The organism is Streptomyces sp. NPDC056169 (genome assembly GCF_042268445.1).
GTDB lineage: Bacteria > Actinomycetota > Actinomycetes > Streptomycetales > Streptomycetaceae > Streptomyces.
Window position 1 is genome coordinate 115840 of record NZ_JBHJUO010000014.1, and the last position, 11877, is coordinate 127716.

11 protein-coding genes and 1 riboswitch are annotated in these 11877 nt (G+C 73.0%); of the genes, 3 read left to right on the forward strand and 8 right to left on the reverse strand.

All coding sequences use genetic code 11. The features are described 5' to 3' along the window. Positions 1 to 11 precede the first annotated feature (11 nt). Together ACFC0G_RS23935 and ACFC0G_RS23940 are read right to left on the reverse strand one after the other, a co-directional pair. A complete protein-coding gene (locus ACFC0G_RS23935; protein ID WP_376406456.1) occupies positions 12 to 545 on the reverse strand; it encodes a GNAT family N-acetyltransferase in 534 nt (177 codons plus the stop codon). 48 nt (positions 546 to 593) lie between these two features. Then, the gene (locus ACFC0G_RS23940; protein WP_376406458.1) at positions 594 to 1151 is read right to left on the reverse strand and encodes a TetR/AcrR family transcriptional regulator; all 558 of its coding nucleotides are present in this window, start codon (positions 1149 to 1151) and stop codon (positions 594 to 596) included. Between the two features lie 74 nt (positions 1152 to 1225). On the opposite strand from ACFC0G_RS23940, the gene ACFC0G_RS23945 reads away from it, so the two are divergent. Further along, the gene (locus ACFC0G_RS23945) at positions 1226 to 2407 is read left to right on the forward strand and encodes an FAD-dependent monooxygenase (protein WP_376406460.1); all 1182 of its coding nucleotides are present in this window, start codon (positions 1226 to 1228) and stop codon (positions 2405 to 2407) included. A 31-nt stretch (positions 2408 to 2438) separates the two neighbouring features. Here ACFC0G_RS23945 and ACFC0G_RS23950 read toward each other — a convergent pair whose 3' ends face one another. Continuing rightward, positions 2439 to 3362 carry an SIS domain-containing protein gene (locus tag ACFC0G_RS23950; RefSeq protein WP_376406462.1) on the reverse strand — a complete coding sequence of 308 codons (924 nt, stop codon included), beginning with the start codon at positions 3360 to 3362 and terminating at the stop codon, positions 2439 to 2441. Positions 3363 to 3700: 338 nt separating this feature from the next. On the opposite strand from ACFC0G_RS23950, the gene ACFC0G_RS23955 reads away from it, so the two are divergent. Continuing rightward, positions 3701 to 5725 carry a phosphocholine-specific phospholipase C gene (locus tag ACFC0G_RS23955; protein WP_376406464.1) on the forward strand — a complete coding sequence of 675 codons (2025 nt, stop codon included), beginning with the start codon at positions 3701 to 3703 and terminating at the stop codon, positions 5723 to 5725. Positions 5726 to 5773: 48 nt separating this feature from the next. On the opposite strand, the gene ACFC0G_RS23960 is transcribed toward ACFC0G_RS23955, so the two are convergent. Next, on the reverse strand, positions 5774 to 6397 hold the full coding sequence (locus ACFC0G_RS23960) for a hypothetical protein (protein WP_376406466.1): 624 nt from the start codon (positions 6395 to 6397) through the stop codon (positions 5774 to 5776). Positions 6398 to 6762: 365 nt separating this feature from the next. Beyond that, positions 6763 to 6946, forward strand: a riboswitch (cyclic di-AMP (ydaO/yuaA leader). 5 nt (positions 6947 to 6951) lie between these two features. Between ACFC0G_RS23960 and ACFC0G_RS23965 the strand changes: the two genes are divergently transcribed. Then, on the forward strand, positions 6952 to 7854 hold the full coding sequence (locus tag ACFC0G_RS23965; RefSeq protein ID WP_376406468.1) for a transglycosylase SLT domain-containing protein: 903 nt from the start codon (positions 6952 to 6954) through the stop codon (positions 7852 to 7854). Here the strand turns inward: ACFC0G_RS23965 and ACFC0G_RS23970 are convergent. The 4 genes from ACFC0G_RS23970 to ACFC0G_RS23985 form a co-directional block, all read right to left on the reverse strand. Beyond that, positions 7848 to 9134 (reverse strand): alpha/beta family hydrolase, encoded by a 1287-nt coding sequence (locus ACFC0G_RS23970; RefSeq protein WP_376406470.1) that lies wholly within the window; start codon positions 9132 to 9134, stop codon positions 7848 to 7850. The genes ACFC0G_RS23965 and ACFC0G_RS23970 overlap by 7 nt on opposite strands. 102 nt (positions 9135 to 9236) lie before the next feature. Beyond that, entirely contained in the window at positions 9237 to 9836 is a 600-nt protein-coding gene (locus tag ACFC0G_RS23975) for a hypothetical protein (protein ID WP_376406472.1), read from the reverse strand. A 132-nt stretch (positions 9837 to 9968) separates the two neighbouring features. Next, on the reverse strand, positions 9969 to 10835 hold the full coding sequence (locus tag ACFC0G_RS23980; RefSeq protein ID WP_376406776.1) for a universal stress protein: 867 nt from the start codon (positions 10833 to 10835) through the stop codon (positions 9969 to 9971). Positions 10836 to 11072: 237 nt separating this feature from the next. Continuing rightward, positions 11073 to 11837 (reverse strand): alpha/beta fold hydrolase, encoded by a 765-nt coding sequence (locus tag ACFC0G_RS23985; RefSeq protein ID WP_376406474.1) that lies wholly within the window; start codon positions 11835 to 11837, stop codon positions 11073 to 11075. Positions 11838 to 11877: the final 40 nt, after the last annotated feature.

An 11877-nucleotide genomic window follows, 5' to 3' on the forward strand; every position in this document is an offset into this window, starting at 1 on the left:
CGAGGCTCCGATCAGGCCTCGTACTCGGTGAGGTCGATGGCGTAGACGCGCAGCGGGACGTCGAAGGCCGGGTGGTTCGTCTCGCGCTCGGCGGTCATGCCGAGCTTGCCCATGATGTTCTCGGCGGCCGAGTTGCTGATGTGGGTGACGGCGACGACCCGGTCGAGCCCCCGGTCCTGGAGTGCGAACTCCAGGACCGCGTGGGCGGCCTCGGAGGCGTACCCCTGGCCCCAGAAGGGCCTGCCCAGACGCCAGCTGATCTCCACGTCCGACATCAGCTCCGGCAGCCCCTGCGGCACGGAGAGCCCCGCGAAGCCGATCAGCTCGCCGGAGGCGAGGAGCTCGACGGCGAAGAGCCCGAAGCCCTCGTCGTCCCATTCCTCCTCGTACCGCTCGATGTCCTCGGCGGTCTCCTCCAGATCCCGCACCGATCCGTCGCCGATCCAGCGCATGACCTCGGAGTCGGCGTTGATCTCGGCCAGGGGGACGAGGTCGTCGTCGGTCCAGCGTCGGAGGAGGAGGCGGGGGGTACGGATCTCGGTCATGCCCCCATCCTGACGCATGGCACGGGGCCGCCACGCCACCCGCCCCCGTCAGTGCAGGGCCGCCGTCACGAGGGTGGCGATCTCCTTCTCCGTGACCGGTCCGCCGTTGATCAGGCGGTCGAAGACCAGACCGTCGACGCAGGTCAGCAGGGTGATGGTGCGTTCGTCCGCGTCAGTGAGGCCTTGGGCGGCGAGGAAGGCGCGTACGGCTTCGCGGGCCGTGTTCTCGCGCGGGGTGAGGATCTCGCGGAGTTCGGGGTGGTGCACGCTCTCGATCGCGCAGGCGTAGCGGGCGAGGGAGCGGTGGCGGCCGGGGCCGGTGAGGCGGCGCGCGGTGAAGGCGGCGATCCCGGCGGCGAGTTCGGCGGGGTTCCGGAACGCCCGGGTGTGCCGGCCCGCCTCCTCCAGCTCCTCCTGGTCGAGCGCGACCAGGCGGCGCACGAGTGCGGTGAGGAGCGACTGACGCGTGCGGTAGTAGGCGGAGGTGGTGCCGGGAGGCAGGTTCGCGGACCGGTCCACGGCGCGGTGGGTCAGGCCCCGCATGCCGTGCTCGGCGAGCACGTCGATGGCCGCGTCGGCGAGGACGGTACGTCGATCGGTGAGCATCCCCCCTTTCTACACCTGTAGAGGACAGGAGTAGCCTCCTCCTTCTACAGGTGTAGAAAGAGGAGGGGGTCGGCATGGTCGACGGGAACGCGGTGGTCGTCGGCGGAGGGATCGGCGGGCTCGCCGCCGCGCTGGGTCTGCGCCGGATCGGCTGGGAGGTGACCGTCGTCGAGCGCTCCCCCGTCCTCGACGACGCCGGCGCGGGGATCTCCCTCCACGCCAACGGCATCCGCGCCCTCGACGTGCTGGGCGTCGGCGACGCGGTGCGGGAGGCGGCGCGGCCCCAGTACACGGGCGGCACCCGGGTCCCGGGCGGCGGGTGGCTGTCCCGGATGGACGGAGCCGCCCTGGAGCGGACGCTGGGCACACCGATCGTCGGCATCCGCCGCTCCGTGCTGCACCGCCTGCTGCGGGCGGCACTGCCGCCCGAGTGCCTGGTCACCGGGGCCGAGGTGACGGCCGTCGACCGCGCGGCGCCGGGTCGTGTACGCGTCGCCGTCGGGGACGGGACACGGGACGCGGACCTGGTCGTCGCCGCCGACGGGGTCCGCAGCGCGATCCGGGCCCGGCTGTTCCCCGGCCACCCCGGTCCCGCCTACAGCGGTGCCACCGTGCTGCGGGCCGTCACGGACGTCCCCGTCGGCCTCGCCTCCGACTTCGAGCTGACCTGGGGGCACGGGGCCGAGTTCGGCCACATCGCGTTCACCGACGGCCGCGCCGAGTGGCATGCCGTCCTGGGCTCGCCCCCGGGCGTGCGGTATCCCGACGCGCTCGCGGCGATGCGGGACCGCTTCGCGGACTGGCACGATCCGATCCCCGCGCTGCTCGACGCGACCCGCCCCGACGCCGTGCTGCACCACGACATCCACGAACTCGTCGCGCCCCTGCCCTCCTTCGTCGCGGGCCGCGTCGCCCTCCTCGGCGACGCGGCACACGCCATGACGCCCCACCTCGGTCAGGGCGCCTGCCAGGCGTTGGAGGACGCGGCCACCCTGGCCGCCGCGCTCGCGTCGGCGCCGGACCCCGACACGGCCCTGACCCGGTACGACGTCGAGCGGCGCCCGCGCAGCCAGGCCGTCGCCCGCGCCGCCCGGCAGGCAGGCCGGATGGGCGGGCAGCTGACCCGGCCTCTCGCCGTCTCCGTACGCAACACCGTCCTCCGGCTGGCACCGTCCCGGGTGGCCGTCGGCGCGATCCTGCGGCACGCGGACTGGACGCCGCCGAGCCTGCCTGGCACCGGACACGAGGTGGCCTGACCCGGGCCCGCCCTGAGGGAGGGCCGGGCGGTCAGGCGTGGTGGTCGGCCAGGACCACGGAACGGGTCAGGTTCCGGGGGGTGTCGGGGTCGAGCCCCTGGGCCTCGGCCACCGCCACCGCGAGGCGCTGGGCCCGGATCAGGTCCGCGAGCGGGTCGAGGTCGCTCTCGACGACCGTGCCGCCGACCTTCCGCACCTCGTCCGCGAGGCCCACCGGGAGGGCGCCGAAGCCCCAGGCGACGCGCCCCGGGCCGGTGATGCTGATCGGGCCGTGCCGGTACTCCATCGCCGGGTACGCCTCCGTCCACGCCCCGGCCGCCTCACGCATCTTCAGCCCGGCCTCCAGGGCCAGACCGTAGGTCCAGCCGGTGCCGAGGAAGGTGAACTGCCCGGCGGTGCGCACCGCTTCGTCGAGCGGGACGGCGAGGGCGCGCTCGGCGTCCTCGGCGGCCTCCGCCAGGGGCCGTACGCCCGCCGGCAGGGCGTCCTCGGCCTCCAGGTGCGCGCGGAACAGGGCGAGCGCCGTGGTCGCGAAGCGGGTCTGGACGACCGACTCCTCGTCGGCGAAGTCCAGGACGGCGACCTCGTCGGCGAGGTCCATCACGGGGGTCGTGGGGTCGGCGGTGAGCGCGCCCGTGGGCACCTCGCCGCGCAGCCGGGCGAGGACGGCCAGGACCTCGCTGGTGGTGCCGGAGCGGGTGATGGCCACGACGCGGTCGTAGCGGCGGCCGTAGGGGAACTCCGAGGCCGCGAAGGCGTCGGTCTCGCCGTGGCCGCCGGACTCGCGGAGCCCGGCGTAGGCGAGGGCCATGAACCAGGAGGTGCCGCAGCCGATCACGGCGACGCGCTCGCCCCGGCAGGGCAGGGCGGCGGTGTGCCGGGGAAGACCGCGCGCCGCCTGGCGCCAGACGGCCGGTTGCGAGGCGATCTCCACGGCGGTGCGAGAGGTGGTCATGCAGGACTCCTTGCGAGGAGGATGCGCGAGCATCGCTGGAAAACGCGTGAGGGCGGGCGCCCACGCCCTGGGACGCGGAGGCTACCCGCTGCGCCCGGTGTTCACGGACGGCTGCCGGACGTGTCTCCGAAGCCTCGCCGACCGCGACCTCGGCGGCGCCACCCTCCGCGACGCACATTCGCTATTGGTATGAGATCGGACCAATCTTCACATCGGTTTTCCCTGGCCCTGGTCTGTTCACCCAGGAATTACGGCACAGACGTATACCTTTAAGCTCCCCTCCCCCATCATGTCTCCCGACGTGCCGCCCTGGCACGCCGTGACACGAGAGGCGGGGCATGCTTCCCATCAGCCGCAGGGGATTCGTCGGGATCGGCGCTGGGCTCGTCGCCGGGGCGGCGCTGCCGCCCGGCCGGGCGTCGGCCGCCGCGCGTGCCGCGACCGGCACGCTCACCGACGTCCGGCACGTGGTGATCCTCATGCAGGAGAACCGCAGCTTCGACCACTACTTCGGCACGCTGCGCGGCGTCCGGGGCTTCGGCGACCGCGCCGCGGGCAATCTGCCCGGCGGCTGGGGCATGTTCAACCAGCCCAACTGGGGCGGCCGTCAGTACCCGTGGAAGCTCAGCGACACCCCGCCCGCCGGCGGTGTCGACGGCGAGACCCTCGCGCAGTGCAACGGCGACCTGCCCCACAGCTGGACCTCGCAGCACGCGGCCTGGAACAAGGGCCGCATGGACAACTGGGTCACGGGCGTGGGCAACACCCGGACGCTCGGCCACCTCGACCGCGAGGACATCCCCTTCCATCACTCACTCGCCGACCACTACACGATCTGCGACGCGTACTTCTGCTCGACGCTCAGCGCCACCGGCCCCAACCGGACGTTCCTGTGGAGCGGCAAGATCGACGGCTCCAGCAAGGACGGCGGTGACGAGTCGGGGCTGACCTGGGAGACGTACGCCGAGGCGCTCCAGCGCGCCGGGATGACCTGGAAGGTCTACCAGAACGCCCAGGACAACTACGGCGACAACGGCCTCGCGTACTTCAAGAAGTTCACCGACGCACGCCCCGGCGACCCGCTGTACGACCGGGGCATGGGCTCGGTCCCGAAGGTCACCGGATCGACGCCGGACGACATCGCCGCGGCCATCCGCGCCGACGTCGTGGCCGGCACGCTGCCGCAGGTGTCGTGGGTGGTGGCCAACGAGGCGTTCTCCGAGCACCCGTACGCGCCGCCCGGCGACGGCGCGCACTTCGTCGACCTCGTGTACCGCGCGCTGGCCGCCGACTCCGAGGTCTTCGACTCGACGGTGCTGTTCCTCAACTACGACGAGAACGACGGCTTCTTCGACCACGTGCCGCCGCCGGTCGCCCCGCCGGGGACGCCGGGCGAGTACCTCGACGGCGTACCGATCGGCCTGGGCTTCCGGGTCCCGATGATCGTCATGTCTCCGTGGACCCGGGGCGGTTGGGTGAGCTCCGAGGTCTTCGACCACACCTCCGTCCTCCGCTTCATGGAGACCTGGACGGCGGCTCTCGGCACGCCCGCCACCTGTCCGAACATCAGCGCCTGGCGGCGCCGCGTGACGGGCGACCTGACGAGCGTCTTCGACTTCGCCCACCCCGTGTACGGCGTGCCCGCCGGCCTCCCGTCGACGGCGAAGGTCATCGGGCAGTCCACCTGCGGCCCGCTGCCGAACCCCGCGCCCCAGAACAACGCCCAGCCCGCGCAGGAGTCCGGCACCCGCCCGGCGCGCGCGCTGCCGTACCAGGTGAACGGCAACCTGGACCGGTTCGAGTTCGGGGCCGCCGGCAAGATCCTGGCCTGGTTCTCGATGACGAACCAGGGGACGGAGGCCAAGCAGGCGGCGCACTTCTCGATCCACCCGCACCAGCACCGCGACACGGCGGCCTGGCAGTACACGGTCGACGCGGGCGGCACGGCCTCCGACTACTTCAACATCGGGCTCGGGTCGGGGTCCGGGAAGTACGACATCTCGATGATGGGCCCCAACCGCTTCCTGCGGCGCTTCATCGGCGACGCGTCCAAGGCGGGCAAGGCCGTGGAGGTCGCGGCCCGGTTCGCGCCCGAGGCGGGGACGGGCCGGACGGCCCTCTGGTTCAGGATGACCAACACCTCTGCGGCGCCGGTGACCTTCACGATCCGCTCGAACGCGTACCGCACGGACGGACCGTGGACGTACACGGTCCCGGCGAACTCCAGCCGCGAGGACTTCTTCAACGCGGTGGCCTACAACGGCGGCTGGTACGACTTCACGATCCTCGCCGACATCGACGGGACCTGGTCACGCCGGTACACCGGCCACATCGAGACGGGAGCCCCGAGCGTCACCGGCTGAACCCCCGCACCCGGCAGGTGACGGGCACGGGCGGGGCACCACCGCCCGTCACCGGCCGGAGTGCGCGGCCCGGCGGATCGTCGCGTCGAGGAGGTCCACCGCCTCGGCGGCCGTCCGGCCGGGCGCCCGGTTCCACGGACCGATCAGGTCGTGCCACCCCCGGGACCGGAGCTCGGTCATGATCCAGGCGGCGGCCTCGTTCATGGTGTCCGCGCCGCCGTGGCCGAGGCGGTGGGCGGCGAGGAGCGCGCCGCAGACGCAGCGCGCCCCCCGCGCGTCGCGCAGCTTGTACGGGGCGTTCTGCCAGCCCCACTCGGTGAGCACCAGCCGCGCGTAGCCGAGGTGGACCGAGGGTCGCAGCTCGGGGCGGCCGATCCGGCGCCAGGCATGGAGGCGGTCCGGGAGTACGGCTCCGATCCGGCCCGGGAGTGTGCGCTCGGCGGGGGCGGGCGGCGGCAGCGCGCCGAGCGCATCGGCCACGAGTTGGTCCACGGGCACGGAGAGCAGCGCCCGCCAGTCGGCCGGCGGCGCGGGGGCCGTCGGCTCGGCGACCGTCGGTGCGGGGGCCGTCCAGTCGGTGACGATCCGCTGCCAGGTGGCGCTCTCGAAGAGAGCGGCCGCCTCGCGGTCGAGGGTGTCCGGGCTGAGCGGGGAGGTGGTGGTGGTCGGCATCCGGAGGGCTCCTGGGTCGGGGCCTCCATCATTCAAGAAGAATGTCGGGTTTGCGACTTTTGACCACACCTAGCCCCCCATCAGAGTCCGGCTCGGGCGAACAGCCCACAGAGGCTAATTTCCTCCTATTTACTCACCAACGGAATTACGTCGCATATTCGGACATTGCTCACCGGGTGACGCGGTTCACTTTCCCTCGCCGCCGCCGGGCACCCATTCGGCCGCAGGCCGTACCGCGCACGGAAGTTCACCGGGGTCCGAGTCCGGTCGATCTTGAATTCCTTGAATTCGGAGATCCAATTCCGGGAGCGAACGACCAGCTCCTCTTGTTATCCGTCGCATTACTGGCCTACGGTCACCCCCATTCGAGCGGAACGCCTAATCCTGCCGCCGCCCGAAACACCTCCCTTTCACCCGACGGCAGGAGCGGGGGACCCACGAATTCGCCGGTCCGGAATCCGGAACGGCTCGGGGTGAAGCCGCGTGTGCGCGGCCGGACATCTCCCGTCCGAACCCGACAGCTCACCCCGCAGGCGCCGGAGAGGAATCCCGTCATGCCTGCACACGGTAAGCACCGCCGCCCCCGCCGCCGCACCGTCTCCCGCGGTCTCGCACTCGCCGGAACGGGCGGGGCCGCCCTGGCCCTGCCGCTGGTCATGCCCGCCACGGCCGGCGCCGAGACCGTCTCGGCCGCACCCCGGATCGCCGCCCAGTCCCACGCGGTGCAGTCCTTCGCGGCGCAGCCCGCCACCGCGCGGCCCGCCGCCGTGCCGTCCGCTCCCGTCGCCGCGCGTACGTACACCGTCGTCAGCGGTGACTCGCTTTCCTTGATCGCCCATAAGAAGGGAATTCAGGGCGGCTGGAAGTCGATTTACCGGACCAACAAGTCCGCCGTGGGTGACAATCCGTCACTCATTCACCCCGGTCTCGAACTGACGATTCGTCGGGATTCCGCGAAGGCCGCCCCGGCGCCTGCCACCGTGCAGAAGAAGAAGAGCTCCACCGCGACGGATCGGGCGAGCCGTTCCGAGCGCCGTGCCGCGGCGCCGGCCGCCGCCTCTGGCGCCTCCGCCGCGCAGGCCGTTCCCGCTGCCGCGCCTGCCGTCCAGGCCGCCCCGGCAGCCGCCACCCAGTACGCCGACAACCTCGACGGCTGGATCCGCGCCTCGCTGGACATCATGGCCCAGCACGGCATCCCCGGCTCGTACGACGGAATCCTCCGCAACGTGATGCGCGAGTCCTCCGGCAACCCCCAGGCGATCAACCTCTGGGACTCCAACGCCGTGGCCGGCACCCCCTCGAAGGGTCTGCTCCAGGTGATCCAGCCGACCTTCGACGCCTATCACGTGCCGGGCACGTCCACGGACCTGTTCGACCCGGTCGCCAACATCACGGCCGCCTGCAACTACGCGGCCGACCGCTACGGCTCCATCGACAACGTCAACGGGGCCTACTGACGCCGGAAGTGCTCGGCGAACCAGTCCGTGGCGAGCTCCGCCACCTCCTCCAGGGCGCCCGGCTCCTCGAAGAGATGCGTGGCGCCGGGGACGACGGTCAGCCGGTTCTCGCAGCGCAGCAGGGCCTGGGCCCGTCTGTTGAGGTCCAGGACGAGCGCGTCCCGGCCGCCCACCACGAGGAGGGTCGGGGCGCGCACCCGGGCCAGGTGCTCGCCCGCCAGGTCGGGCCTGCCGCCGCGTGAGACGACGGCGGCGACACCGGAAGAGGGATCGGCCGCCGCCCACAGCGCGGCGGCCGCGCCCGTACTCGCCCCGAAGTATCCGATCGGCAGGTCGCTGCCCCCGGGCTCCCCGGCCAGCCACTCCGTGACGCTCGCCAGCCGGCCGGCGAGCAGCGGGGTGTCGAAGACGTGCGCCCGGTCGGTCGCCTCGCTCTCGGTCAGCAGGTCGAACAGCAGCGTCCCGAGCCCGGCCCGGTTCAGGGCCGCCGCGACCGCGCGGTTGCGCGGGCTGTGCCGGCTGCTGCCGCTCCCGTGGGCGAAGAGGACGACGCCGGTCGCGCCGTCGGGGACGGCGAGCCGTCCCCCGAGGGTGGCTCCGGTCACCGGGATCCGGACGTCCGAGTCCCGCACGACAGGTCCGCGCGCGGCCCGGCTGCGGTCGAGGCAGGCGAGCACCTCCGCGTCGGTCGTCTGCGAGAAGTCCCGGTAGAACTGACCGATCGCGTAGAAGAAGTCGGGCTCGCGGACGCACACGGTCTCGTCGGCCTCGCCGCCGACGCGTGCGGTCCAGCCGCGCGGTGCGACCGGCACCGCCAGGACGATCCGCGCGGCACCCTTGGCACGGACCACCCGGCAGGCGGCCAGGGCCGTGGCGCCCGTCGCGAGCCCGTCGTCGACGACCACGACCGTCCTGCCGTCGAGGGGCACGGGCGGGCGACTTCCCCGGTAACGCTGGGTGCGCTGTTCGAGCTCGACGTGCTCGCGCTCCTCCACGGCCGCGAGATCCCGCTCCCCCACGCCGGTCTCGCGCAGCACGTGCTCGTTGAGGACCCGCACCCCGCCCTCCCCGAGGGCGCCCATCGCGAGCTCCGGCTGCTGCGGCACCCCCAGTTTGCGGACGAGACAGATGTCGAGGGTCGCGTCGAGCGCGTCGGCGACCTGCGCGGCCACCGGTACGCCGCCGCGCGGGAGCCCCAGGACCACGACGTCCTGGCCCTTGAGGTGGCCGAGGCGGGCAGCGAGCTGCCGGCCCGCGTCGGTGCGATCAGTGAAGTCCATGGCCCGCCGCCCTTCCGCACGCGGCCCGGGCGCGGGGCGGAACGCCGTGTCCCGTCCCCTGCCCGTCCCTCCAGGGTAGACGGGTCGCCTCGCCGGGACAGCTCAGCGGGACTGCAGGGCGTCGAGGGCGACGGCCTGGGCTATCGCGAGCCGCCGGTCCAGTTCCGGGTCGGCTATGTCCACGACGTACCGGTCGCGCACTCCGAAGCGCTTCTCGACGGACATGACGTGCCGTCCGGCCTCGGCGAAGTCGAAGTGGTACGGCACGACGAAGGGGAGCAGGTCCGTGAACGGGAGGAACTCCCAGCCTCGCCGCAGGAGCCCCACGGTCCGGTTCCGCTCCTGACCGGTCGACTCCCGCGTCTCCGCCCCGGCCCGGTTCAGGTGCCAGGTGCTGCGCAGCAGGGACGCGCCGAAGTCCTTGCGGAAGCCGCCCAGCCGCGTGCCGGAGGCGCCGTGGACGTCGTAGGTCGCCCCGAGGTCGATGACCTGCCGGGCCCGGAAGGTGAAGAGGACCTGCCGCCGGGACTCGTCGGTGTAGAACGTGACGTGTTCCTTGAGGGCCATCCTCTTCTGGTGGGCGAAGGCGACCAGTTCGGCCTCCTCGCCGTCCGGGCCCATGGTGTGCACCAGGTAGCGGTTGGCCATCAGGGTGACCTTCTGCCGTACCAGGAAGCGGTGCTGCGACTGTGCGAGGCCCATCGGTGGTGCTCCTGCCGGTCCTGGACGGTCCGTCGGTGACCGTCCCGTGGGGATGTGAGCACGATGATCCGATGCGGAAGGGGCACGCCGCTGTCCTCGAAAGTCGTCGGTCGCGAAGACCTTCGGAGCGGTTCAGCCGCGCGGCTCCTCGGAGCCGGCCCGGACGACGGCGACGGGGCACTCGGCGTGGTGCAGCAGCGCCTGGCTGACGGAGCCCAGGAGCAGTCCCGCGAAGCCGCCCCGGCCCCGTGCTCCCGTCACCAGGAGCTGGGCGTCGGCGCTCTGCTCCAGCAGGACGGGACGGGTCCTGCCGCGGACGAGGCGCCGCTCGACGGACACCTCCGGCCACCTGGCCGTCGCCCCCGCGAGCGCCTGGGCGAGGACGCGTTCCTCCTCGGCGCGGATCTCCTCCGTCCCGTGGAAGAGCGGGGTCGGATCGGCCGGTCCCGAGGACGGTTTCCACACGTGCACCGCTCGTAGCTCCGCGCCGCGGGCCGCCGCCTCGGCGAAGGCGAAGTCGACGGCCGCGTCCGCGTCACGGGAACCGTCGACGGCGAGCAGCACGGGCCCGCTCGGCTTCTCACGGCCCCGGACGACGAGCACGGGGCAGTCGGCGTGGGCCGCGAGGTGGACGGCGACCGAGCCGAGGACCAGGCCGGTGAAGGCCCCGGTGCCGCGGCTGCCGACGACCACCAGGTCGGCGGAGGCGGACCGGGCGGCCAGGATCGTGAGCGGTTCGCCCGTGACGATCTCCCCGGTGACCTCGATGCCGGGTGCGCACCCGCGCGCGTGCGCGACGGCGCTGTCCACGATCTCCTGGGCCTGCTGCCGCAGACCGCCGTCGGGCGGCCCGTACGGCGACGGGCCGAGGGAGACCTTGAGCAGCGGCCAGATGAAGGCGTGGACGACGGTCAGTCGCGTGCCCCGCGCGCGTGCCTCGTGGGCGGCGGTCTCCACGGCGCGCAGCGCCGAGTCGGAGCCGTCCGTCCCGACCAGCACGGAACCCCGGTCCTGGGCACCACGAACGCCCTCGGCACCCCGACCGCCCTCGGCCGCGCGTCCGTCCTCGGCGTCCCGTCCGCCCGTGCCCTGCTCCTTCTCGGCCCGTCCCACCACGTGTCCTCCGCCTTCCCGTCCTCCGGCCGGCGCGCGAGCGCACCCTTTCACCGGTCAGGTGCCCGGCGGCCGGGGTGTCACCCGGGACGGAAGTCCCCGGTGACACCGCGGAAGGTCCCGTCAGGCGGCGAGGAAGGCCTCGACGGCCTCGGCGAGGGCCTGCGGGGTCTCCTCGGGGGCGTAGTGGCCGGCGTCCTTGAGGACTTCGAGGCGCGCGTTCGGGTACCAGCGCAGCCAGGTCGCCTCCATCGTCTCCGAGCCGAGCGCCGGGTCGTGGGCGCCGACGACGAGGAGGACGGGAGTGGGGTTGTCGCGGACGCGCTCGTGGAAGTCGGGACCGGACCAGGAGTCCAGATAGGCGCGGAAGGCCGTCGCCGATGAGCGGCTGACGGAGCGGTCGACGAGGGCCTTCAGCCAGGCGTCGTCGTACCGGCCGCCGGTGGTGTTGTCGATGATCGCGCGCCGGTTCGCCGGGGAGTCGGCGGCCCCGGCGAAGAGCTCCCAGGTCTCCCCGTCGAGCGGGAATCCCGCGGCGGAGACGGGTGAGACGCCGATGAGGGAGCGGACGCGGCCGGGCGCGTCGAGCAGCATCAGCTGTGCGGCCTTGCCGCCCATCGAGTGCCCGATGACGGAGAACGAGTCCCAGCCGAGGTCGTCGGCGACGGCGAGGGCGTCGGCGGCGACCTCCTCCATCGTGTAGGCGCCTTCGATGTCACGGGCCTCGCCGTAGCCCCGGCAGTCGACGAAGGCGTACGTGCCGACGGAGGGGTCGAGATGGTTGCGCAGCGGGGCGAAGCTGGTCCGGTCGCCGAACCAGTTGTGCAGCACGAGGGCCCGTGCGGGCCCTTCGCCTTGAACGTCGTACGGAAGAACCCGGCCCGTCATCGTGCCCCCTGGCAGCGAGGTGGTGGCGCCGCGCGTCTGC

Bases quoted from the DNA above. Each gene is read 5' to 3' on its own strand.
- ACFC0G_RS23935 (WP_376406456.1), bottom strand. From the start codon at position 545: ATGACCGAGATCCGTACCCCCCGCCTCCTCCTCCGACGCTGGACCGAC.
- ACFC0G_RS23940 (WP_376406458.1), bottom strand. From the start codon at position 1,151: ATGCTCACCGATCGACGTACCGTCCTCGCCGACGCGGCCATCGACGTG.
- ACFC0G_RS23945 (WP_376406460.1), top strand. From the start codon at position 1,226: ATGGTCGACGGGAACGCGGTGGTCGTCGGCGGAGGGATCGGCGGGCTC.
- ACFC0G_RS23950 (WP_376406462.1), bottom strand. From the start codon at position 3,362: ATGACCACCTCTCGCACCGCCGTGGAGATCGCCTCGCAACCGGCCGTC.
- ACFC0G_RS23955 (WP_376406464.1), top strand. From the start codon at position 3,701: ATGCTTCCCATCAGCCGCAGGGGATTCGTCGGGATCGGCGCTGGGCTC.
- ACFC0G_RS23960 (WP_376406466.1), bottom strand. From the start codon at position 6,397: ATGCCGACCACCACCACCTCCCCGCTCAGCCCGGACACCCTCGACCGC.
- ACFC0G_RS23965 (WP_376406468.1), top strand. From the start codon at position 6,952: ATGCCTGCACACGGTAAGCACCGCCGCCCCCGCCGCCGCACCGTCTCC.
- ACFC0G_RS23970 (WP_376406470.1), bottom strand. From the start codon at position 9,134: ATGGACTTCACTGATCGCACCGACGCGGGCCGGCAGCTCGCTGCCCGC.
- ACFC0G_RS23975 (WP_376406472.1), bottom strand. From the start codon at position 9,836: ATGGGCCTCGCACAGTCGCAGCACCGCTTCCTGGTACGGCAGAAGGTC.
- ACFC0G_RS23985 (WP_376406474.1), bottom strand. From the start codon at position 11,837: ATGACGGGCCGGGTTCTTCCGTACGACGTTCAAGGCGAAGGGCCCGCA.